Source organism: Zobellia nedashkovskayae, assembly GCF_015330125.1.
In the GTDB taxonomy this organism is placed as follows: domain Bacteria; phylum Bacteroidota; class Bacteroidia; order Flavobacteriales; family Flavobacteriaceae; genus Zobellia; species Zobellia nedashkovskayae.
Window position 1 is genome coordinate 529,038 of record NZ_JADDXR010000002.1, and the last position, 20,257, is coordinate 549,294.

Here is a 20,257-nt window from a genome sequence, read left to right on the forward strand (position 1 = left end):
ATATGTATATGAAAAAATCCCTAGTCACTTTTATCTGCTTGTCAACCCTAATTTCATGCAGTACCGACGCCATAAACAGTTCCGATTTTGAGGCGGGCGATACCTTTACGGATAGTGATATACGCGTTGTTCAGTTAGACACCATGACGGTAGATTTTTCTACTATGAAGTTTGATAGTATAGATACATCACAATCCTCACGCATGCTTGTTGGAAAATATAATGACCCTGTTTTTGGCACAGTCAAAACCGCAAGTTTTATGGAATTGATTCCCTCTTCCTATTATATTGATACAGATGCTGAATATGACAGTATAACTTTCTTACTTAGACCGGACAATTACTATTACAATGACACGCTACAATCCAACACGATACATATAAAACAAGTAACCGAAAACCTTAAGCCTGCAGATGGCGTTAATTTCTATAATACAAGTACCATAGATTTTGATGAAGAAGATTTAGGCAGTCTAACGTACTACCCCAGACCCATAGGCACAGATTCTCTTGAAATAAAACTGACGGATTCTTTAGGGCAAGGACTTTTTGATAATTTACAACTGAAGAAAATAACGACTTACGATGAGTTGAAAAATTACTTTTACGGTATTACCATGCAACCAGATCAAGAAGATGACGGTGCTGTAATAGGTTTTTCTTTGACTTCCAATATGCGACTCTATTACACCATAGCGGAAGAAAACGAGAGAACCCAATACTCAACTGATTTTCTCATAAATACGTCTAGCTCTCCTGTACCGTTTTTTAACCAAATTTCTGCAGACGAACCCAATGAATATTTAAAGATGTTGACTGATCAGGAATTTAATCTTCATAGCTCTGAAACGGGCAACCTAAGTTTTATCCAGTCTGGAATTGGTATTGCAACTAGACTTGAGTTTCCTAATATAAAAACGGTGTTTGATATTCAAGGACAGGGAACGCTATTAGATGCCTCCCTTAAAATTGCACCTGCCATAAGCTCATATAATGATGCACTGGCCTTACGAGACACCTTATCCGTCTTTATCGTTGATCAAAACAATGAACTAACTAGTCAATTGATTTCTACAGATGGTTCTGCTGCACAGGCAATTTTAAACAGAGATAATCAAGAGTTCAATGATATTTATTACGAATTACCCTTAAGTGGATACCTGGAAGGTCTACTATCCGTAGACCAAGAATCTTCGGATGCCCTGATTCTTTTACCCAGCAATTACAATTCGACAGTGGACCGTTTTGTACTCAATACAGATATAAATACTCAAGGCACCACTCTTGAACTTACTTATGCCATTTATGATGAAGATGAATAAAGTCGCACTCTTTTCCACTTTAACAGTATTCTTAAACTTCTGTTCTCTACGGGCACAATCAGAGGGTTTAACGAGTTCCCCATATTCATTATATGGTCTAGGCACCATAAACCAATCTAGCATTGGGCGGACTAACGGAATGGGCTATACAGGAATAGGTCTTAAAACCTCAAATCAAATTAACAATTTAAACCCTGCTAACTACGCATTAATTCCAGAAGGTTCATTTTTTTATGATATTGGACTAAAAGGGGAATACAACCAGTATAGCAACAAAGCTGATAGTGAAACAAAAACCACCATAAATTTCTCTAATATAGCAATTGCCTTTAGGATAGCAGAAGGTTTTGGAGCGGGTATATCTCTTGTTCCTTACAGCGAAGTGGGTTATTCTTTAATTGGAATAAATACGAACATTGAGGGAACAGATGAAACATTTGAAAGTAATGTAAACGGAATTGGGGGTTTAAGCGAACTTAAATTTAACTTGGGTTATAGTGTTTTACCTAATTTAAGACTTGGCGCTAACGCATCTATTTTATTCGGAAACATTGAAGAAAACGAAGCTTTTATAATTAATCAGAGTGCTTTTAGCTCAGAAGAGACTACAAATTATTCCGGTATTCGTTTGGGGCTTGGTATGCACTTTGATCTTTCCGATAATTTTACTATTGGTAGTACCGTTCAGCTTCCAACGAGCTTAAAAGGCAACATAAAACGTTCCATAACCAAGAGTTTAGATGGCACGGAAATTACCGTAGAAGATGGAGAAAGTGACACTTCTGCAGACTTTAATATGCCACTTGAAGTGGGTATAGGAATGAGTGCGAATATTCTTGAGTCGTTCACTCTAAGTGCTGATTATAAAAAGAATTATTGGGATGCTACAGGGCAGACAGAAAGCCTTGGCAGCTATGCCGATCAAGACATTTTTGGAATTGGCGTTGAATATGTAAAAGACCCTACAAGTTATAAATATACAGACCGTATTCGTTACAGAACCGGTTTTAACTATGACAACGGATATCTTTCTATAAACGGAAAAAAAGTAGACGGATATAATATTACAGCCGGTATAGGTATACCCGTAGGTCAAGGACAAAAATCTATGATGAACCTTTCCTATAGTTATGGCTCAAAAGGTCAAATTCAAAACATACTGATAAAAGAGAACTTTCATCTACTAACCTTGAATTTAAGCCTAGAAGATCTTTGGTTTCAGAAACGAAAAATTAACTAGGCCTAAAAATTATATTATTTTGAACGCGGTAGAAAAACCTCGGCCATCATACAGCGAGCGCTACCGCCACCACAAGTTTCAATAGTATCTAAAGAGCTATGAATAATTTCACAGTACGTTTCAATAGCTTCAATTTGCTTTGAAGTTAAGCTGTTGTATGCAGATGAACTCATCACCAAATACCTCTTGTCATCACCTCCCAAAACTTGAAGCATGTTACCGGCAAAGTGATGCATTTGCTGTTCAGTAATTTTAATGATTTCCTTACCATCTTGCTTCAGATGATCAATTACATTTTTGCGTTCTTTTTTATCGTCTATAGTATCAAGACAGATAACAGAAAAGTTTTCGGCCAAGCACATCATAACATTTGTATGATAAATGGCCATTCTTTTACCGTCAACAGATTGGTTTGCGGTAAAAATCACTGGAGAATATTCAAAATCTTCGCAGAACTCTATGAACAACTCTTCATCTGCCCTTCCAGAAAGTGCACAGTAAGCTTTTTTGTTTACTCTATCCAGCGCTATACTGCCCGTGGCTTCAAGAAAAACACCTTCTGCTTCTGCAGAAGTATAATCAACTATATTTTCAATGTGTAAACCTTTTTCTTCAAGAGTTTCCAAAATATCTTCGCGCCTTTCACTACGTCTATTTTCTGCAAACATAGGATACAGACCTACCGTACCATTAGCATGAAATGAAATCCAATTATTAGGAAATATAGAATCCGGAGTATCTGGTTCCTTCGTGTCTTCAACTACAATTACGTTCACACCTTTTGAACGCAAAACATCTACAAAAGCATCAAATTCTTGTTGTGCTTTTGAATTGATTGTCGTATTCTGAACATCTATATCTTCTTGAAAATAATTATTGACCGCAGTCTGCTCGTTCATCCTAAAATTGACCGGACGAATCATTAGTATGTTATTCGTAATCTGCATAAAGATTTAATTAATTTTTCGCAAAATTAATGCTTTTAAATCTGGATAACCTAGTATAAAAAGAAAAGTTAGGTTAAAAGAAACGTTACGAAAAAGGGAAGTTTTATCTACTTAGAAATACGGACACAAGTAACTAAACCAAATATTATTCCCGGACCAAAGGCAGCGTACTACAACGCAAAAGACCTTCTTGCTTAGCTATTTCCGAATAGGGAATCTCTTCTACAGTAAAACCTTGCTCGCGCAACCAATTATTAAGACGTGTAAAGTTCTTTTCAGAAACTACTACTTCTGGTGAAATAGAAAATACGTTACTGAACATTTGATACATTTCGTCAGGAGAAATTTCAAATATATTTTCTTTTCCAAAAAAGTCTACTAACCATTGATATTCTTCCTCTACTAAGAATCCATTTTTATGCAAAATTGCCTTTCCTTTTCCCAAAGGCTGAAAACAACAATCTAGATGCAAGGCGTTCTGTTTTGCATCAGTATTGGATTTTCGTAACTGAAACGATTTTATTTTTTTAGAGGGAAATTGCTCCGTTATATAATCTATTGCGGCTTGGTTTGTTCTGGCCGTAATATAACTTGGGTAATCATCTGCGGTATACGTTCCAATAAAAATATAATCTCCCCATGGCATAACATCACCTCCTTCTACGTGCGCTTCAGCAGGTGGGTGAAGAATATTAGCATCATCAATCCTGTCTAAAACGTGAAGAATAGCCTCTACTTCTTTCTCTCTTTCTGGTAAAATATTTGCTATGATAAGTTTGTCTTCTATGACGAAAGCAATATCCCTAGAAAAAATCTGATTACAATCTGTTAAGACTTCTGGTCTGTAAACCTGAACATCATACTTCTTCAATACATTAGAAAAAGCATCCATCTCAAGAACCATATCTTCTTCTTTAGGATATGTACCTGCTAATATGTGCTCTAGTGATTTAGGGTCATATGCCTCTTCTGGTTTGGGAGTAGGGCCGTTACTTTTAGCGGTACCTAAAACCAAAACTTTTAACTTAGAAATCTCATCTGTAACGTGAAGCTTAAGCATATACTTTTTGTTGGTAAAGATAAGAGAACCAACCAGTGTGCCACAATAATTTGATGAATAAAAAAATGTCCCTTTTTGAGAATCTCAAAAAAGGACATTTATATAAATTATTACTGATGCTTACCTCTTACTTACCTCTACAAAAGGACGAAGGTTAGCTCCAATATAAACTTGCCTTGGTCTTCCTATTGGTTCACCTCTTAAACGCATTTCTCTCCACTGCGCTATCCAACCAGGTAAACGCCCTAGTGCGAACATAACAGTAAACATCTCTGTAGGTATACCCAATGCACGATAGATTATACCTGAGTAGAAATCTACATTAGGATACAATTTTCTATCTACAAAATATTGATCTTCTAAGGCTTCTTTTTCTAAACCTTTGGCTATAGCTAATATAGGATCATCAATTCCTAAATTCGCTAAAACATCATCTGCTGCTTTCTTGATAATTTTTGCTCTTGGATCAAAGTTTTTATAAACTCTGTGACCAAAGCCCATTAACCTAAAAGGGTCTGACTTATCTTTAGCTTTCGCCATATATTTTTTAGTGTCACCACCATCTTTCTCAATAGCTTCAAGCATTTCTAATACAGCTTGATTTGCACCACCATGTAATGGACCCCATAAGGCAGATATACCTGCAGAAAGAGAAGCAAAAAGACCAGCATGTGACGAACCTACTATTCTAACGGTAGACGTAGAACAGTTCTGCTCGTGATCAGCGTGTAAAATCAATAACTTATCCAATGCATCAATTACCAAATCATCTTTACAGTACATTTGGTTCGGTTTTTTGAACATCATTTTATGAATGTTCTCTACGTACCCCAAAGTATCATCACCATAATCTAATGGCAATCCTTTTTTCTTTCTAAGCGTCCAAGCAACAAGTACCGGGAATTTAGCCAAGATACGGACTATAGCGTGGTACATGTCTTTTTCTGAAGAAACATCAACTGTAGTTGGATTAAAAGCAATCAAAGCGCTTGTTAGCGAAGACAAAACACCCATTGGATGTGCTGACTTTGGAAAACCATCCAAAATCTTTTTCATCTCCTCATCAACTTGAGACTCTTCCTTTATATCCGCATGAAATTTTTCTAACTCTACCTTATTAGGCAATTCTCCAAAAATCAAAAGATAGGCAACCTCTAAAAAATCTGCTTTCTCTGCTAATTCTTCTATAGAATAACCACGATATCTCAAAATTCCTTTTTCACCATCTAAAAAAGTTATGGCACTTTCACAGGAACCCGTATTTTTATAGCCGGGATCTATGGTTATCATACCGTTTGTGGCGGATCGCAAAGATTTGATATCTATCGCGAGCTCATCCTCCGTACCCTTTATAACTGGGAAATCGTATTTCTTACCGTTGTACTCTAAAGTAGCTTTATCTGACATTTTTGAATTTTACTTAAAATTGAAGTGGACGTAAATTTACGCAAAATGAAACATCTTAACAAGAGATGTTTTTTCGTTTAATTAATAATTAACAATGATTAGATTTCTTGTTGTAGAAAAATTATAAAACATATAATTTTTCATAGTATTCGTCTAATGATTTCTCCCAAGTGAACCTAACCTTCTCTGCATTGCTTTTTATTTCATTCCATTTAGGCTTATCATTCTTCCAAACGTCTACGGCCTCACTAAAGTTCTTGACCATATTTTTAATTTGTTCATCATAGGTTTCCCCACCAAAAGCAAAACCGGTCACATTGTGCTCAACAGTATCCTTTAGACCTCCGGTATGATGCACAAAACAAGGGTTTCCGTTACGCATTGCCAACATTTGACTAATACCACAAGGTTCAAAAAGACTTGGCATACAATACAAATCGGTCTCCAAATACATGGAGTCTATTAAATCTTCTGATTGTCCGTTCGTAAAGATAAAATTAGCGTGCTTGTAGCTCATGCTTCGGAAAAACTCTTCATAATCTGGATCTCCAGTTCCTAAAAGCATAAAAATACCATCTACTTCTCGAAGTTTTTCCAACATTTGCTCAAAAGCTTCGGGTGACCTTTTAAAGAAATAAAATTTTTGCTCCGTTAACCGTGCTACACTAGAGGCAACAAACTTGGGTTTATTACCTACATGTTGCATTATTTTTTCACCGGTATGAGCCAAGAAATCTGATTTATACTTCTTTGACTCGTCCTGTAACCATCCAAAAAGTGCTTTGACCGTATTTCGGTATAGCAACCCTTTTTTAGCTTCTCTAATATTATTATAATTAGATGCGTTTAGAATTCCAACTAACCTACCTTCATTATTGGCTTGTTGCAAATCTTTCTCCAAACCTTCTCCTCCAACAAATTCTGGCCGCGCACTAGGCAACATTACGTCTTCTTTATAAGATGGTGATACGGTATGAACAGAATCTGCTAAACGAATACCGACAGCCATAAGGTTAATGCAATCTTGGTAGCGCGGATCTTTCAATACATCATGATCCAACTGTAATTCTGGAAACCAATTATGTACGGACGCGTAATTATCATAAAATGGGCGTATACCTTGTATAGCCAAATTATGAATACTATATACGTAACGCATCTTCTTTAGCTCTTTGTAGCTAGGATGATATGTTTTTAAGAACAATAAAGCACTGGCATGCCAGTCGTGCATATGAACAACATCCAATTGTCCAAAAGCACCCATTTTTATAGCTTCTGCAACAGCTGTGCAAAAAATCATATACTTTATAAAATCAGTAAAAAAAGGCTCTGTTGGATCATCGTGATAAATATGTGCTATTCCACCCTCTTGAATTTCAGGATGGTGAATAACATAATGCACTATATTCGGAAATTCTTTTTTCCCCACCACTTCATAGAGTTCAGCCCTATAATTAGTTCCCCTTAGATGAAAATCTAGATTAGTCTTAAAGGTTCCGTTAACATGAAGTCTTGAATATGCCGGCACCACCACGTGGACCTTATCACCCCGATTAGAGATATGTCTTGGCACATCCCGAACAACATCGCCCATACCCCCTGCTTTACAGTTGGATATCCCATCATTTTCTGCGGCGACAAAAAGAAAATTATTCATACGAGGCTTTGGTTAGAAGTTTGTTAAAAAGGTAGGCAAACTTTGTCATTAGTGCAAAAAAAAAGCCCTTCTGATTCGAAAAATATCGAAAGAAAGGCTTTTTTTTAAATTGCTCATTTAAGCACTAAATCATTATTTAATGTTAAATGCTTTATCCTGAGGATAATACGCCATTTCACCCAATTCTTCTTCAATACGAAGTAATTGATTGTACTTGGCCATACGGTCCGACCTAGAAGCAGAACCTGTTTTAATTTGACCAGTATTTAACGCTACAGCTAAATCTGCAATAGTATTATCTTCTGTTTCACCTGATCTATGACTCATTACAGAAGTATATCCTGCATTTTTAGCCATATTAACAGCTGCTATAGTTTCAGTAAGTGTACCTATCTGGTTTACTTTTATCAAAATAGAGTTTGCAATACCATTCTCTATACCTTTTGCTAAACGCTCTACATTTGTAACAAACAGGTCATCACCAACTAATTGTACTTTATCACCAACTTTTTCAGTTAAAGATTTCCAACCGTCCCAGTCATTCTCATCCATACCATCTTCAATTGAGATGATAGGATATTTAGCACTTAACTCCGCTAAATACTGAGCCTGCTCTTCAGAAGTTCTAATCACTCCTTTATCACCTTCAAACTTAGTATAGTCATATTTGCCATCTACATAAAATTCAGCAGAAGCACAATCCAAGGCTATCATTATTTCATCACCTAATTTATAACCAGCATTCTCTACAGCTTTTGCGATAGTCTCAAGAGCGTCTTCAGTACCACCTGCCAAGTTTGGAGCAAATCCACCTTCATCACCTACTGCCGTACTTAAACCTCTATCATGTAAAACCTTTTTCAAGTGATGAAAGATTTCAGTTCCCATTTGCATGGCGTGTGAAAAACTTTTTGCCTTTACCGGCATTACCATAAATTCTTGAAAAGCGATAGGAGCATCTGAATGCGAACCACCGTTAATTATATTCATCATAGGTACAGGCAAAGTATTTGCACTAACACCACCAACATAACGGAACAAAGACAAGCCTAATTCATTGGCTGCTGCTTTAGCTGCTGCTAAAGACACGCCCAAAATAGCGTTAGCACCTAATTTTGATTTATTTGGCGTACCATCTAAGTCAATCATTACTTGATCAAGAAGATTTTGCTCAAAAACGGACATTCCCAAAACTTCTTCGGCAATTATCGTATTTACGTTTTCTACTGCTTTAAGAACTCCTTTACCCATAAAGGATTTGCCTCCATCACGAAGTTCTACTGCTTCATGCTCACCTGTTGATGCTCCAGAAGGAACTGCTGCGCGGCCTAAAACTCCGTTTTCAGTAATTACGTCTACCTCTACTGTTGGGTTTCCTCTTGAATCTAAAATCTGACGTGCGTGTACACTTAGTATGATACTCATAAATATTATTTTAAGTTTGGAATTCTCTTAAATTTAACCAGCTGTAAATATACAAAACCGTGAAAGTAATGCATTACACAGCACAACTATATTACTGTATTTATAACAATTACTTAACGTTAAGCCATAGCTATTGAATTTTTCTCGATCAATTCATAAAACTGATCAAACAAATATTCCGCATCATGCGGTCCTGCACTTGCTTCTGGATGGTATTGTACCGAAAAAACATCTTTACCTTTCATACGAATACCTGCTACAGTTTGATCATTTAGATGCACATGCGTAATCTCTAAATTCTCATTTGCCTCAGTCTCTTCTCTATTTACAGCAAAACCATGGTTTTGAGATGTAATTTCTCCCTTACCTGTTAGCAGATTTAATATAGGATGATTAAGACCTCTATGGCCATTGTGCATCTTATAGGTAGAAACCCCGTTGGCCAAAGCAATAACTTGATGTCCCAAACAAATACCAAAAACCGGTTTTCCACTTGCAATCATCCCTTTTGCAGTTTTAATAGCATCCGATAAAGGTTCTGGGTCACCAGGTCCATTAGAGATAAAATATCCATCTGCACCCCATGCTTCCATTTCTTCAAATGAAGAGTTATATGGAAATACTTTTATGTACCCCCCACGTTTTGCAAGGTTTCTTAAAATATTCTTTTTGATTCCTATATCTAGAGCTGCAATTTTTAATGGAGCATTTTCATCACCATAAAAATAAGGTTCGGAAGTTGAAACGCTAGATGCAAGTTCCAGTCCCTCCATACTCGGAACTTCGGCCAACTTGGCTTTTAATTCCCCTATATTATCTACATCTGTAGTTATTACGGCATTCATGGCTCCGTTATCACGAATATAACCAACCAATGCGCGAGTATCTACATCAGATATTGCGAAAAGTTCGTTCTCATTCAGAAAAGCCTCAAGACTTTTGTCTGCTCTTGGCCTTGAATAGTTGTAGCTGAAATTTCTGCAAACCAAACCAGATATCTTAATTGAATCTGATTCTACTTCTTCAGCCACAGTACCGTAATTACCGATATGAGCGTTTGTAGTAACCATGATCTGACCAAAATAAGACGGGTCTGTAAAAATTTCTTGGTATCCAGTCATTCCTGTATTAAAACAAACCTCTCCAAATGCAGTTCCATCTTTATCACCAACGGACTTACCATAAAATATGGTGCCATCGGCTAACAATAACAATGCTTTTTTTCGGGATTGATACTTCATACGTTTGTTCTTTTTTTAATTTCACAAATAAACATAAAAAAAAGGATAAACTATTAAGTTTATCCTTTCCCAAATATTATTAAATCTAAACATCTTATTCTTCTGAATCGTCTGCTTTCGTTTCAACATCTTTTTTAGACTCTTTTGCAGAATCTTCAGCTACTGGTGGGGTTTTAGTTTCCTTACCTTCTACCTTAGCAGCTTCTTCACCGCTTTTACCACCTCTTCTACTTCTTCTAGTAGTTTTGGTTTTGGCTTTACCAGCGTTATAAAGTTCGTTAAAATCAACCAACTCTATCATTGCCATATCAGCGTTATCACCCAAACGATTACCAAGTTTAATAATTCTTGTATAACCACCTGGTCTATCAGCAACCTTTTCTGCTACAGTACTGAACAATTCAGTAACTGCAAACTTGTCTCTAAGGTTTTTGAAAACAATACGTCTGTTGTGCGTCCCTTTTTCAGCACTAACATTGTTTTCTGCTTTTGATTTTGTAATCAAAGGCTCAACAAATTGTTTTAACGCTTTAGCCTTAGCTACAGTCGTATTAATTCTTTTGTGCTCGATCAAGGAACATGCCATGTTGGCCAACATCGCTTTTCTGTGCGCTGTCTTACGTCCTAAATGATTGACTTTTTTACCGTGTCTCATTCTTTTGTTCTAATGTATTTCTCCAATCCCAGGGAATTTCCCTTCGTGTAAGAAATATCGATTAATCTTTATCTAATTTATATTTCGAAAGGTCCATTCCAAAGCTAAGCCCCTTATTGATAACCAATTCTTCTAATTCTGTTAACGACTTTTTACCGAAATTTCTAAATTTCATCAAGTCATTCTTATTGAAAGAAACTAAATCTCCCAAAGTATCTACTTCCGCAGCTTTCAAACAATTCAAGGCACGTACAGAAAGATCCATATCTACCAATTTCGTTTTCAACAACTGACGCATGTGAAGTGACTCTTCATCATAAGTTTCAGTCTGAGCTATTTCATCAGCTTCTAAAGTGATACGCTCATCAGAGAACAACATAAAGTGGTGTATTAAAACCTTTGCCCCTTCAGTCAAAGCATCTTTAGGATGAATTGAACCATCAGTAACGATTTCGAAAACCAATTTTTCATAATCCGTCTTTTGTTCAACACGAAAGTTTTCAATACTATATTTTACATTCTTAATAGGTGTAAAAATAGAATCGATAGCTATAGTACCTAAAGCCGCATTAGATTTTTTGTTTTCATCTGCAGGAACATAGCCACGACCTTTGTCTATAACTATCTCCATGTTGATGCTCACTTTAGAATCCATATTACAGATTACTAACTCTGGATTCAACACTTGGTAACCAGAAATAAATTTCTGAAAATCACCAGCAGTCAATTGTTCTTTTCCGCTTACCGAAATTGAAACTACTTCTGCTTCAGAATCTTCTATTTGCTTCTTAAAACGTACTTGCTTAAGATTCAATATAATTTCTGTAACATCTTCTACGATGCCAGATACAACAGAAAACTCATGTTCTACACCATCCATTCTCAAAGATGTAATCGCATGGCCTTCCAAAGACGCAAGCAACACTCTTCTTAGTGCGTTCCCAACAGTCAATCCATAACCGGGCTCTAAAGGACGAAATTCGAACTTCCCTTCGAAATCCGAAGAATCGATCATTATTACTTTATCGGGTTTCTGAAAATTAAATAATGCCATATGACTTAGTGTTCTTTATTATTTAGAGTAAAGCTCAACTATTAATTGTTCTTTGATATTCTCTGGAATTTGAAGTCTTTCAGGAACGGTAACAAAAGCACCTTCACTCTTAGCTGTATTCCAAGTTATCCATTCGTACACTTTGCTGTTACTAGCAAGTGAATCTTGGATAGACTGTAAAGATTTAGATTTTTCACGTACACCTACAACATCACCAGCTTTTAAAGAATAAGATGGTATGTTAACCAATTCGCCGTTAACTGTAATGTGTCTGTGAGATACTAGTTGTCTTGCACCTCTTCTTGAAGGGGAGATACCCATACGGAATACAACGTTATCCAAACGTGATTCACATAATTGAAGTAATACTTCACCAGTAACACCTTGTTTTTTCTTAGCAGTTGCAAAAGTGTTTCTAAATTGCTTTTCTAAAATACCGTAAGTATATTTAGCTTTTTGCTTCTCCATCAACTGTACCGCATATTCAGACTTTTTACCTCTACGTCTTGCGTTACCATGTTGTCCTGGAGGATAATTCTTTTTTTCGAATGATTTATCATCTCCGAAAATTGCTTCGCCAAATTTACGAGCGATTTTACTTTTTGGTCCTGTATATCTTGCCATTTTCTTAAGTTTAGAAGTGTGATTATGAATTAAGGCTTATCCTTCGATAATCGTTAAAAACACTTCTGTGAAATAATAGTAATTAATTAAACTCTTCTTCGTTTTGGTGGACGACAACCGTTATGCGGCATCGGCGTAACATCAATAATTTCGGTAACTTCTATACCAGAATTATGTACGGCACGAATTGCAGATTCTCTTCCGTTACCAGGTCCCTTTACGTAAACCTTTACTTTTCTCAAACCAGCTTCATGCGCAGTTTTAGAGCACTCTTCAGCAGCAACTTGCGCTGCGTATGGAGTATTTTTCTTAGAACCCCTAAAACCCATTTTTCCAGCAGATGACCAAGAAATGACATCTCCTTTTTTATTGGTAAGGGAAATTATAATATTATTAAAAGATGCAGTTACGTGCGCTTCTCCAACCGAATCAACGATTACTTTACGCTTCTTTGCCGCTTTTGCACCTGTTTTTGTAGTTGCCTTTGCCATAATAACCTACTTATTATTTAGTTGCCTTCTTCTTGTTGGCGACCGTTTTTCTTTTTCCTTTTCTCGTCCTAGAGTTATTCTTAGTACGTTGTCCTCGAAGTGGAAGACCTGATCTGTGACGAATACCACGGTAACAACCAATATCCATCAAACGTTTGATGTTAAGTTGTGTTTCCGAACGTAACTCACCTTCTATAGTAAAGGAAGAAACAGCATCCCTGATACGACCTATCTCATCATCGTTCCAATCAGATACTTTTGTATCTTCACTCACTTGGGCTTTCTCTAAAATCTCTTTAGCCCTACTTCTACCGACACCGAAAATATAGGTCAATGCAATTATGCCCCTTTTCTGTTTTGGTATGTCTATACCTGCAATTCTTGCCATAACTATCCTTGTCTTTGTTTAAATCTAGGATTCTTTTTGTTGATTACGTACAACCTGCCTTTTCTGCGTACTATCTTGCAGTCGGCACTTCTCTTTTTAACTGATGCTCTAACTTTCATCGTTCTTATTCTTCTATCGTATTACTAATATCTATATGTAATTCTAGCTTTGGACAAGTCATAAGGACTCATTTCCAATTTCACTTTATCTCCAGGAAGTAATTTAATGTAATGCATACGCATCTTTCCCGAAATGTGAGCCGTAACTACATGACCATTTTCTAACTCCACCCTGAACATTGCATTTGACAATGCTTCTATTATAGACCCGTCTTGTTCTATTGCTGCCTGTTTAGCCATAATTATGCGACTTTTCTATTTTTTCCAGATTTCATCAACCCATCATAATGTCTATTCAATAAATATGCATTTACCTGTTGTACAGTATCTATAGCCACACCTACCATAATAAGTAATGATGTACCACCGTAGAACATTGCCCAACCAGCTTGAATATCCATTAATTTTACCACAATTGCAGGAAGTACTGCTAAAAGCGCCAAAAATACGGATCCTGGCAATGTAATCAAAGACATAATTTTATCCAAGAAATCTCCAGTTTCTTTCCCTGGTCTAATACCTGGTATAAAACCACCACTTCTCTTCAAATCATCTGCCATTTTGTTCGTAGGAACGGTAATAGCCGTATAGAAATATGTAAAAATAATTATCAATAAACCAAACAACACATTGTAAGCCAGACCAAATATATCTTGAAACTGGACTTCCATCCACTGACCAGCAGCGCTGCTATTGAATGTTTTTCCTATTAAACTAGGGGCAAACATAATTGCCTGAGCAAAGATTATAGGCATAACTCCTGAAGCATTAAGCTTTAAAGGAATATATTGTCTAGAACCCATTATGTTCTTTTCATACCCACCAGATGCTGTTCTTCTTGCATATTGCACAGGTATTTGACGCGTTGCCATAACCAAAAGTATACTGGCCAAGATTACCAAGAACCAAAGTATAATTTCAACAAGGATAAACATCAATCCACCATTGTTATCAACCGTTCTAGAAATAAATTCCTGAACAAATGACTGAGGCAAAGTAGCAATAATACCAATCATGATTAATAATGAAATACCATTACCAATTCCTTTATCAGTAATCTTCTCACCTAACCACATGGCAAATACACAACCCGTAACAAGAATGATAACTGCAGGAACCATAAAATCCAATCCTTTACCTAAAACAAAGGCACTATCTTGAACTCCAAAAGCTTCCAAACCATATAAGTATGCTGGGGCCTGAACCACACAGATACCAATAGTTAACCAACGCGTAATCTGATTCTTCGTTTTTCTACCACTCTCACCTTCTTTATCTAACTTCTGTAAATAAGGAATGGCAATACTCATAAGCTGAACAACAATAGATGCCGATATATAGGGCATAATACCCAAAGCAAAAATTGATGCATTAGCAAAAGCACCACCCGTAAAAGCGTTCAACAATCCAAAAATCCCAGAATCAGTACTTGATGCTAGTTGCGATAATTGTGTAGAATCAATTCCCGGAAGAACTATTTGACAACCAAAACGGTATACCAACAACAAACCAAGGGTTAGTAAAATTCTATTCCTTAGTTCGTCAATCTTCCAAATATTGGATATGGTCTCGAAAAATTTCTTCATGGTCAGTTTTTGCTTATAAATTTATTGCTTCTCCACCAGCAGCTTCTATGGCCGCTTTGGCACTTGCCGTAAATTTATGCGCTGAAATTTTTAGAGAGGCTTTCAATTCTCCACCTCCTAATATTTTCACAAGGTCTTTACTTTTGGCTAAACCGTTTTCAACTAAAGTTTCAAAAGTAATAGTGTCTTTAACTTTTTTGTTATCGACTAACTCCTGTAACTTCTCAACGTTGATACCTTGATATTCAACTCGGTTTATGTTTGTAAAACCAAATTTAGGTACACGTCTCTGCAATGGCATCTGACCACCTTCAAAACCCAATTTCTTGGAGTAACCAGATCTTGATTTAGCACCATTGTGACCTCTTGCAGCAGTACCGCCTTTACCAGACCCTTGACCTCTACCTATTCTTTTGCCAGCTCTATTGGTAGAACCATCAGCAGGCTTTAGATTACTTAAATTCATTATAATATGCTATTTAAGCTTCCTCAGTGGAAACCAAATGTTCAACTTTAGCTATCATACCGAGTATATTCGGCGTGGCATCGTGCTCTACTACTTGACCAATTTTTTTAAGACCCAAAGCAACTAATGTACGCTTTTGGTTCTGTGGTCTTTTAATGCCGCTCTTCAACTGTTTTACCAGAATTTTCTTTGCCATAATATTTCTACTTATCCTTTAAAAACTTTTTCAAGAGAAACTCCTCTTTGACCCGCAACTGTTCTAGCATCTCTTAATTGCAAAAGTGCATCAAAAGTAGCCTTTACAACATTGTGAGGGTTAGAAGAACCTTGAGACTTAGAAAGTACATCCTGAACCCCTACTGCTTCTAATACCGCTCTTACAGCACCACCTGCGATAACTCCGGTACCATGCGATGCAGGCTGGATATAAACTCTAGCTCCACCGTATTTACCTTTTTGTTCGTGAGGTAATGTTCCCTTATTCAAAGGAATACGAATTAAGTTCTTTTTAGCGTCTTCAATAGACTTAGCGATAGCAGTTGCTACCTCTTTAGATTTTCCTAAACCGTGACCCACAACTCCACTTTCATCACCTACAACAACTATAGCTGAAAAACCGAATGCTCTACCACCTTTAGTTACTTTGGTAACACGTTGTATGCCTACCAATCTATCTTTAAGATCCAATCCACCGGGTTTTACGGTCTCTGCGTTTTTATATTTCTGGTACATACTCTTATTTAAAAATTAAGTCCTGCTTCCCTTGCGCCATCAGCCAAAGATTTCACTCTTCCGTGGTAAAGGTTACCACCTCTATCAAAAGCAACTTTTTCAATACCTGCTTCTTTGCACTTAGCAGCGATAGCTTTACCTACAAGGTTTGCAATCTCTATCTTAGTACCCTTTTCTTTTGCCAAGTCTTTATCTTTAGAAGATACAGAAGCTAATGTAGCCCCTTGTTTATCGTCTATAACTTGAGCATAAATTTCTTTATTACTTCTAAAAACGGATAATCTAGGTCTTTCCGCTGTTCCAGTGGAAACCTTTCTGATTCTTCTCCGTATTCTCTGTTTTCTTTCGCTTGTTGATAATCCCATGATATACTATTAAGCTGATTTACCTGCTTTTCTTCTTAACTGCTCGCCAACAAACTTAACACCTTTACCCTTATAAGGCTCAGGCTTACGCCATCCTCGTATTTTGGCGGCAATCTGACCTACTAATTGTTTGTCGAACGATGTCAATTTAATGATTGGATTTTTCCCTTTCTCAGATATAGTCTCCACTTTACATTCTGGAGCTAACTCTAATACTATGTTGTGTGAAAATCCTAAAGCGACATCTAACTTCTGACCTTGGTTGCTAGCACGATAACCAACACCTACAAGTTCTAATTCTTTTGTCCAACCTTTAGAAACACCTTCAATCATGTTCTTTACTAAAGCACGATACAAACCATGCTTAGCTTTATTATCTTTTGAATCTGACGGTCTGGTTACCCAAACTTGACTATCTTCAATTTTTATTTCGACGGCAGAAAACTCTTGAGTAAGTTCACCCAACTTGCCTTTAACGACAACCTCGTTACCTTTTACCTCAACAGTAACTCCTTCAGGAATAGCTACCGGATTATTACCAATTCTTGACATTTCTTCCTTTTTATCCTATTAATATACGTAGCAAAGCACTTCGCCACCTACATTCTCATTTTTTGCCTGCTTGCTCGTCATTACCCCATGAGAGGTAGATACTATCGCTATTCCTAAGCCATTCAAGACTCTAGGCAGACTCTCAGCACCAGCATACTTACGTAAACCTGGTTTACTGATTCTCTGAATTTTTTTGATAACAGGCTCTTTTGTTGCCTTGTCATATTTCAAGGCTATCTTAATAGAACCTTGAACTTTATCTTCTTCGAATTTATAACTCAAAATATAGCCCTGATCGAACAATATTTTAGTCATTTCTTTCTTCACTTTAGAAGAAGGTATCTCTACCACTCTGTGACCAGCGCTGCTGGCATTTCTAACTCTCGTTAGATAATCTGCTATAGTATCTGTAACCATATATATATAATTCGGTAACGGTTTTCGTCTGTATTAACGAACCTGAAACCAGTTATTCACTAATTTTTACCAGCTTGCTTTTTTAACACCTGGTATAAGACCTTGATTAGCCATCTCTCTGAACGTAACCCTAGAGATACCAAAAGTTCTCATATAACCTTTTGGTCTACCTGTTAACTTGCAACGGTTGTGCATACGTACAGGTGACGCGTTTCTTGGCAATTTTTGTAATGCTTCGTAATCTCCAGCTTCTTTCAAAGCTTTTCTTTTCTCAGCATATTTAGCAACAGTTCTTTCCCTTTTGCGCTCACGGGCTTTCATTGATTCTTTAGCCATACTAGTTCTTTTTAAAAGGTAAACCTAATTCTGTTAATAATGATTTTGCTTCTTTATCCGTTTCAGCAGAAGTTACAAAGGTAATATCCATTCCGTCAATTCTATTGATTTTATCAATATTGATTTCAGGAAAAATTATTTGCTCTGTTACACCAAGGCTATAATTACCACGACCATCAAAGCCAGTAGCCTTAATCCCTTGAAAATCACGAACTCGCGGCAACGCACTTGTAACCAAACGGTCTAAAAATTCGTACATACGTTCTCCACGTAAAGTCACTTTAGCGCCAATTGGCATACCTTTTCGCAACTTAAACGCAGCAACATCCTTCTTAGATAGTGTTGCAACAGCTCTTTGACCAGTAATATTAGTCAATTCATCTACCGCATGATCGATAAGTTTTTTATCTGCTACAGCGGCACCAACACCTCTACTAACAACTATCTTTTGAAGCTTGGGTACTTGCATTACATTCTTGTAACCAAACTCTTCTTTAAGCGCACCTACTATACGCTCACCATATTCTTTCTTTAACCTTGAAACGTAAGCCATAACTTATATTACTTCATTGGATTTCTTAGAAAACCGGACTTTCTTTCCGTCTCTTACCTCGTACCCTACTCTTGTTGTCTTTCCAGATTTAGCATCTATTAGAGACAAATTAGAAATATTGATAGGAGATTCTTTTTTAACGATTCCGCCTTGAGGATTCTGCGCACTTGGCTTCTGATGTTTAGAAACCATGTTAGCACCTTCTACGATCGCTTTGTTCTTTTCACGGTTAACAGTCATCACCTTGCCTTCAGTACCTTTATGGTCTCCTGCAATGATACGAACTGTATCTCCCGTTTTAATTTTCAACTTTTTCATGCTTGTTCTATATTAAAGTACCTCAGGGGCCAATGAAACAATTTTCATGAATTGCTTATCGCGTAATTCGCGGGCAACCGGACCGAAAACACGGGTTCCTCTCATTTCTCCTGTTGGATTCAACAATACACAAGCATTGTCATCGAAACGAATATATGAACCATCAGGTCTCCTGACTTCTTTCTTAGTTCTTACAACTACAGCTGTAGATACAGCACCTTTTTTGATACCTCCGTTAGGCGTAGCTTCTTTTACAGTAACAACTATCTTATCTCCAATAGATGCGTATCTTCTCTTGGTTCCTCCAAGTACACGAATGGTCAAAACTTCTTTTGCCCCTGTGTTGTCCGCTACCTTTAATCTTGATTCTTGCTGTAACATATTATTTAGCTCTTTCTAAGATTTCTACTAAACGCCAAGTTTTAGTCTTGCTTAACGGGCGTGTCTCCATTATCTTAACGGTATCACCTTCCTTGCAATCGTTTTTCTCGTCGTGTGCAACGTACTTTTTCGTTTTTAAAACGAACTTACCGTACATAGGGTGCTTTACTTTTCTAACCTCTGCCACAACAATAGATTTCTCCATTTTGTTACTGGTTACAACCCCTATTCTCTCTTTTCTTAAGTTTCTTTTTTCTTCCATAAAGCAGAACCAGTTATTGGTTTTCCCTATTAGTTAATTCCGTTGCTAATCTAGCTACCGTTCTTCTTGCCTTTCTAATCTGAAGCGGATTCTCAAGTGGCGTTACAAAATGCGCTATTTTGAGGTTAGCCTGCTGCGTTTTAAATTCAGCTAGCTTCTGCTTAAGCTCTTCTACAGACAATTCTTTAATTTCTTTGTTTTTCATGGTACAACTTAGATTAAATCTTGATCAACGTAGTCACGAGCAACAACAAACTTTGTTTTTACAGGTAACTTTTGCGCTGCCAACCTTAATGCTTCCTTAGCAACATCCATAGGTACACCAGCAACTTCAAATAAAACTCTTCCAGGCTTAACGACCGCTACAAAATATTCTGGAGCACCTTTACCTTTACCCATACGAACCTCAAGAGGTTTTTTGGTAATAGGCTTGTCCGGAAATATTTTAATCCATAACTGGCCTTGCCTTTTCATATATCTAGTAGCCGCAATACGAGCTGCCTCGATTTGGCGCGACGTAATAAATTTTGTATCCAAAGTTTTGATGCCGAACATTCCATTTGATAACTGGAACCCTCTACCCGCATTGCCTTTCATGCGGCCTTTTTGCATCTTACGAAACTTGGTTCTTTTAGGTTGTAACATTGTTTACTTCTTTA

Annotated in this window: 29 protein-coding genes; 2 read left to right on the forward strand and 27 right to left on the reverse strand. The window is 36.9% G+C overall.

Annotated features, from left to right (window positions below):
• The first annotated feature begins 8 nt into the window (after window positions 1-8).
• A complete protein-coding gene (locus tag IWB64_RS02240) occupies window positions 9-1,322 on the forward strand; it encodes a DUF4270 family protein (protein WP_194532485.1) in 1,314 nt (437 codons plus the stop codon).
• Window positions 1,315-2,562, forward strand: coding sequence for an OmpP1/FadL family transporter (locus IWB64_RS02245; protein WP_226975787.1), 1,248 nt, complete (start codon window positions 1,315-1,317; stop codon window positions 2,560-2,562). The genes IWB64_RS02240 and IWB64_RS02245 overlap by 8 nt, the downstream gene beginning before the upstream one ends.
• A gap of 14 nt (window positions 2,563-2,576) precedes the next feature.
• Here IWB64_RS02245 and ctlX read toward each other — a convergent pair whose 3' ends face one another.
• From ctlX to rplP, 27 genes are all read right to left on the reverse strand, one after another.
• Window positions 2,577-3,509 carry a citrulline utilization hydrolase CtlX gene (gene ctlX / locus IWB64_RS02250; RefSeq protein ID WP_194532487.1) on the reverse strand — a complete coding sequence of 311 codons (933 nt, stop codon included), beginning with the start codon at window positions 3,507-3,509 and terminating at the stop codon, window positions 2,577-2,579.
• 145 nt (window positions 3,510-3,654) lie between these two features.
• A complete protein-coding gene (locus IWB64_RS02255; protein ID WP_194532488.1) occupies window positions 3,655-4,569 on the reverse strand; it encodes a dimethylarginine dimethylaminohydrolase family protein in 915 nt (304 codons plus the stop codon).
• Between the two features lie 120 nt (window positions 4,570-4,689).
• Complete coding sequence (locus IWB64_RS02260) at window positions 4,690-5,976, reverse strand: citrate synthase (protein ID WP_194532489.1); 1,287 nt, start codon at window positions 5,974-5,976, stop codon at window positions 4,690-4,692.
• A gap of 121 nt (window positions 5,977-6,097) precedes the next feature.
• Window positions 6,098-7,633, reverse strand: coding sequence for a glycogen synthase (locus IWB64_RS02265; RefSeq protein ID WP_194532490.1), 1,536 nt, complete (start codon window positions 7,631-7,633; stop codon window positions 6,098-6,100).
• 132 nt (window positions 7,634-7,765) lie between these two features.
• Window positions 7,766-9,058, reverse strand: a complete 1,293-nt coding sequence (gene eno, locus IWB64_RS02270) for a phosphopyruvate hydratase (RefSeq protein ID WP_194532491.1) — start codon at window positions 9,056-9,058, stop codon at window positions 7,766-7,768.
• Window positions 9,059-9,177: 119 nt separating this feature from the next.
• Window positions 9,178-10,299: a glutamine-hydrolyzing carbamoyl-phosphate synthase small subunit gene (carA, locus tag IWB64_RS02275; RefSeq protein ID WP_194532492.1), complete on the reverse strand. Its 1,122-nt coding sequence runs from the start codon at window positions 10,297-10,299 to the stop codon at window positions 9,178-9,180.
• A gap of 94 nt (window positions 10,300-10,393) precedes the next feature.
• Entirely contained in the window at window positions 10,394-10,954 is a 561-nt protein-coding gene (rplQ, locus tag IWB64_RS02280) for a 50S ribosomal protein L17 (protein ID WP_226975788.1), read from the reverse strand.
• 61 nt (window positions 10,955-11,015) lie between these two features.
• A complete protein-coding gene (locus tag IWB64_RS02285) occupies window positions 11,016-12,008 on the reverse strand; it encodes a DNA-directed RNA polymerase subunit alpha (RefSeq protein WP_155594671.1) in 993 nt (330 codons plus the stop codon).
• Between the two features lie 18 nt (window positions 12,009-12,026).
• The gene (gene rpsD, locus IWB64_RS02290) at window positions 12,027-12,632 is read right to left on the reverse strand and encodes a 30S ribosomal protein S4 (protein ID WP_194532493.1); all 606 of its coding nucleotides are present in this window, start codon (window positions 12,630-12,632) and stop codon (window positions 12,027-12,029) included.
• Window positions 12,633-12,718: 86 nt separating this feature from the next.
• Window positions 12,719-13,123 (reverse strand): 30S ribosomal protein S11, encoded by a 405-nt coding sequence (rpsK, locus tag IWB64_RS02295; protein WP_155594673.1) that lies wholly within the window; start codon window positions 13,121-13,123, stop codon window positions 12,719-12,721.
• 13 nt (window positions 13,124-13,136) lie between these two features.
• Window positions 13,137-13,511, reverse strand: a complete 375-nt coding sequence (gene rpsM / locus IWB64_RS02300) for a 30S ribosomal protein S13 (protein WP_155594674.1) — start codon at window positions 13,509-13,511, stop codon at window positions 13,137-13,139.
• Between the two features lie 2 nt (window positions 13,512-13,513).
• On the reverse strand, window positions 13,514-13,630 hold the full coding sequence (gene ykgO, locus IWB64_RS02305; protein ID WP_013305171.1) for a type B 50S ribosomal protein L36: 117 nt from the start codon (window positions 13,628-13,630) through the stop codon (window positions 13,514-13,516).
• 24 nt (window positions 13,631-13,654) lie between these two features.
• Window positions 13,655-13,870, reverse strand: a complete 216-nt coding sequence (infA, locus tag IWB64_RS02310) for a translation initiation factor IF-1 (protein ID WP_013751343.1) — start codon at window positions 13,868-13,870, stop codon at window positions 13,655-13,657.
• A 2-nt stretch (window positions 13,871-13,872) separates the two neighbouring features.
• Window positions 13,873-15,216 carry a preprotein translocase subunit SecY gene (gene secY / locus IWB64_RS02315; protein WP_194532494.1) on the reverse strand — a complete coding sequence of 448 codons (1,344 nt, stop codon included), beginning with the start codon at window positions 15,214-15,216 and terminating at the stop codon, window positions 13,873-13,875.
• Window positions 15,217-15,229: 13 nt separating this feature from the next.
• A complete protein-coding gene (gene rplO, locus IWB64_RS02320) occupies window positions 15,230-15,682 on the reverse strand; it encodes a 50S ribosomal protein L15 (protein WP_194532495.1) in 453 nt (150 codons plus the stop codon).
• A 13-nt stretch (window positions 15,683-15,695) separates the two neighbouring features.
• Entirely contained in the window at window positions 15,696-15,878 is a 183-nt protein-coding gene (gene rpmD / locus IWB64_RS02325; RefSeq protein ID WP_155594677.1) for a 50S ribosomal protein L30, read from the reverse strand.
• Window positions 15,879-15,889: 11 nt separating this feature from the next.
• Window positions 15,890-16,414 (reverse strand): 30S ribosomal protein S5, encoded by a 525-nt coding sequence (rpsE, locus tag IWB64_RS02330; RefSeq protein ID WP_155594678.1) that lies wholly within the window; start codon window positions 16,412-16,414, stop codon window positions 15,890-15,892.
• 8 nt (window positions 16,415-16,422) lie between these two features.
• A complete protein-coding gene (gene rplR / locus IWB64_RS02335) occupies window positions 16,423-16,779 on the reverse strand; it encodes a 50S ribosomal protein L18 (protein WP_194532496.1) in 357 nt (118 codons plus the stop codon).
• Window positions 16,780-16,788: 9 nt separating this feature from the next.
• Entirely contained in the window at window positions 16,789-17,331 is a 543-nt protein-coding gene (rplF, locus tag IWB64_RS02340; RefSeq protein ID WP_194532497.1) for a 50S ribosomal protein L6, read from the reverse strand.
• Window positions 17,332-17,349: 18 nt separating this feature from the next.
• A complete protein-coding gene (gene rpsH / locus IWB64_RS02345; RefSeq protein ID WP_194532498.1) occupies window positions 17,350-17,748 on the reverse strand; it encodes a 30S ribosomal protein S8 in 399 nt (132 codons plus the stop codon).
• A 66-nt stretch (window positions 17,749-17,814) separates the two neighbouring features.
• Window positions 17,815-18,084, reverse strand: a complete 270-nt coding sequence (gene rpsN, locus IWB64_RS02350) for a 30S ribosomal protein S14 (RefSeq protein WP_194532499.1) — start codon at window positions 18,082-18,084, stop codon at window positions 17,815-17,817.
• Window position 18,085: 1 nt separating this feature from the next.
• Window positions 18,086-18,637, reverse strand: coding sequence for a 50S ribosomal protein L5 (rplE, locus tag IWB64_RS02355; protein ID WP_155594683.1), 552 nt, complete (start codon window positions 18,635-18,637; stop codon window positions 18,086-18,088).
• Between the two features lie 3 nt (window positions 18,638-18,640).
• Window positions 18,641-18,955 carry a 50S ribosomal protein L24 gene (gene rplX, locus IWB64_RS02360; RefSeq protein ID WP_155594684.1) on the reverse strand — a complete coding sequence of 105 codons (315 nt, stop codon included), beginning with the start codon at window positions 18,953-18,955 and terminating at the stop codon, window positions 18,641-18,643.
• Between the two features lie 12 nt (window positions 18,956-18,967).
• Window positions 18,968-19,336, reverse strand: a complete 369-nt coding sequence (gene rplN / locus IWB64_RS02365; protein WP_013993867.1) for a 50S ribosomal protein L14 — start codon at window positions 19,334-19,336, stop codon at window positions 18,968-18,970.
• Between the two features lies 1 nt (window position 19,337).
• Window positions 19,338-19,598, reverse strand: a complete 261-nt coding sequence (gene rpsQ, locus IWB64_RS02370; protein WP_155594685.1) for a 30S ribosomal protein S17 — start codon at window positions 19,596-19,598, stop codon at window positions 19,338-19,340.
• 13 nt (window positions 19,599-19,611) lie between these two features.
• Complete coding sequence (gene rpmC, locus IWB64_RS02375) at window positions 19,612-19,803, reverse strand: 50S ribosomal protein L29 (protein ID WP_155594686.1); 192 nt, start codon at window positions 19,801-19,803, stop codon at window positions 19,612-19,614.
• An 8-nt stretch (window positions 19,804-19,811) separates the two neighbouring features.
• Entirely contained in the window at window positions 19,812-20,243 is a 432-nt protein-coding gene (rplP, locus tag IWB64_RS02380) for a 50S ribosomal protein L16 (RefSeq protein ID WP_155594687.1), read from the reverse strand.
• Window positions 20,244-20,257: the final 14 nt, after the last annotated feature.

Excerpts from the sequence above, each read along its gene's own strand:
- IWB64_RS02240 (WP_194532485.1), top strand. The coding sequence starts at position 9 with ATGAAAAAATCCCTAGTCACTTTTATCTGCTTGTCAACCCTAATTTCA.
- IWB64_RS02245 (WP_226975787.1), top strand. The coding sequence starts at position 1,315 with ATGAATAAAGTCGCACTCTTTTCCACTTTAACAGTATTCTTAAACTTC.
- ctlX (WP_194532487.1), bottom strand. The coding sequence starts at position 3,509 with ATGCAGATTACGAATAACATACTAATGATTCGTCCGGTCAATTTTAGG.
- IWB64_RS02255 (WP_194532488.1), bottom strand. The coding sequence starts at position 4,569 with ATGCTTAAGCTTCACGTTACAGATGAGATTTCTAAGTTAAAAGTTTTG.
- IWB64_RS02260 (WP_194532489.1), bottom strand. The coding sequence starts at position 5,976 with ATGTCAGATAAAGCTACTTTAGAGTACAACGGTAAGAAATACGATTTC.
- IWB64_RS02265 (WP_194532490.1), bottom strand. The coding sequence starts at position 7,633 with ATGAATAATTTTCTTTTTGTCGCCGCAGAAAATGATGGGATATCCAAC.
- eno (WP_194532491.1), bottom strand. The coding sequence starts at position 9,058 with ATGAGTATCATACTAAGTGTACACGCACGTCAGATTTTAGATTCAAGA.
- carA (WP_194532492.1), bottom strand. The coding sequence starts at position 10,299 with ATGAAGTATCAATCCCGAAAAAAAGCATTGTTATTGTTAGCCGATGGC.
- rplQ (WP_226975788.1), bottom strand. The coding sequence starts at position 10,954 with ATGAGACACGGTAAAAAAGTCAATCATTTAGGACGTAAGACAGCGCAC.
- IWB64_RS02285 (WP_155594671.1), bottom strand. The coding sequence starts at position 12,008 with ATGGCATTATTTAATTTTCAGAAACCCGATAAAGTAATAATGATCGAT.
- rpsD (WP_194532493.1), bottom strand. The coding sequence starts at position 12,632 with ATGGCAAGATATACAGGACCAAAAAGTAAAATCGCTCGTAAATTTGGC.
- rpsK (WP_155594673.1), bottom strand. The coding sequence starts at position 13,123 with ATGGCAAAGGCAACTACAAAAACAGGTGCAAAAGCGGCAAAGAAGCGT.
- rpsM (WP_155594674.1), bottom strand. The coding sequence starts at position 13,511 with ATGGCAAGAATTGCAGGTATAGACATACCAAAACAGAAAAGGGGCATA.
- ykgO (WP_013305171.1), bottom strand. The coding sequence starts at position 13,630 with ATGAAAGTTAGAGCATCAGTTAAAAAGAGAAGTGCCGACTGCAAGATA.
- infA (WP_013751343.1), bottom strand. The coding sequence starts at position 13,870 with ATGGCTAAACAGGCAGCAATAGAACAAGACGGGTCTATAATAGAAGCA.
- secY (WP_194532494.1), bottom strand. The coding sequence starts at position 15,216 with ATGAAGAAATTTTTCGAGACCATATCCAATATTTGGAAGATTGACGAA.
- rplO (WP_194532495.1), bottom strand. The coding sequence starts at position 15,682 with ATGAATTTAAGTAATCTAAAGCCTGCTGATGGTTCTACCAATAGAGCT.
- rpmD (WP_155594677.1), bottom strand. The coding sequence starts at position 15,878 with ATGGCAAAGAAAATTCTGGTAAAACAGTTGAAGAGCGGCATTAAAAGA.
- rpsE (WP_155594678.1), bottom strand. The coding sequence starts at position 16,414 with ATGTACCAGAAATATAAAAACGCAGAGACCGTAAAACCCGGTGGATTG.
- rplR (WP_194532496.1), bottom strand. The coding sequence starts at position 16,779 with ATGGGATTATCAACAAGCGAAAGAAAACAGAGAATACGGAGAAGAATC.
- rplF (WP_194532497.1), bottom strand. The coding sequence starts at position 17,331 with ATGTCAAGAATTGGTAATAATCCGGTAGCTATTCCTGAAGGAGTTACT.
- rpsH (WP_194532498.1), bottom strand. The coding sequence starts at position 17,748 with ATGGTTACAGATACTATAGCAGATTATCTAACGAGAGTTAGAAATGCC.
- rpsN (WP_194532499.1), bottom strand. The coding sequence starts at position 18,084 with ATGGCTAAAGAATCAATGAAAGCCCGTGAGCGCAAAAGGGAAAGAACT.
- rplE (WP_155594683.1), bottom strand. The coding sequence starts at position 18,637 with ATGGCTTACGTTTCAAGGTTAAAGAAAGAATATGGTGAGCGTATAGTA.
- rplX (WP_155594684.1), bottom strand. The coding sequence starts at position 18,955 with ATGAAAAAGTTGAAAATTAAAACGGGAGATACAGTTCGTATCATTGCA.
- rplN (WP_013993867.1), bottom strand. The coding sequence starts at position 19,336 with ATGTTACAGCAAGAATCAAGATTAAAGGTAGCGGACAACACAGGGGCA.
- rpsQ (WP_155594685.1), bottom strand. The coding sequence starts at position 19,598 with ATGGAAGAAAAAAGAAACTTAAGAAAAGAGAGAATAGGGGTTGTAACC.
- rpmC (WP_155594686.1), bottom strand. The coding sequence starts at position 19,803 with ATGAAAAACAAAGAAATTAAAGAATTGTCTGTAGAAGAGCTTAAGCAG.
- rplP (WP_155594687.1), bottom strand. The coding sequence starts at position 20,243 with ATGTTACAACCTAAAAGAACCAAGTTTCGTAAGATGCAAAAAGGCCGC.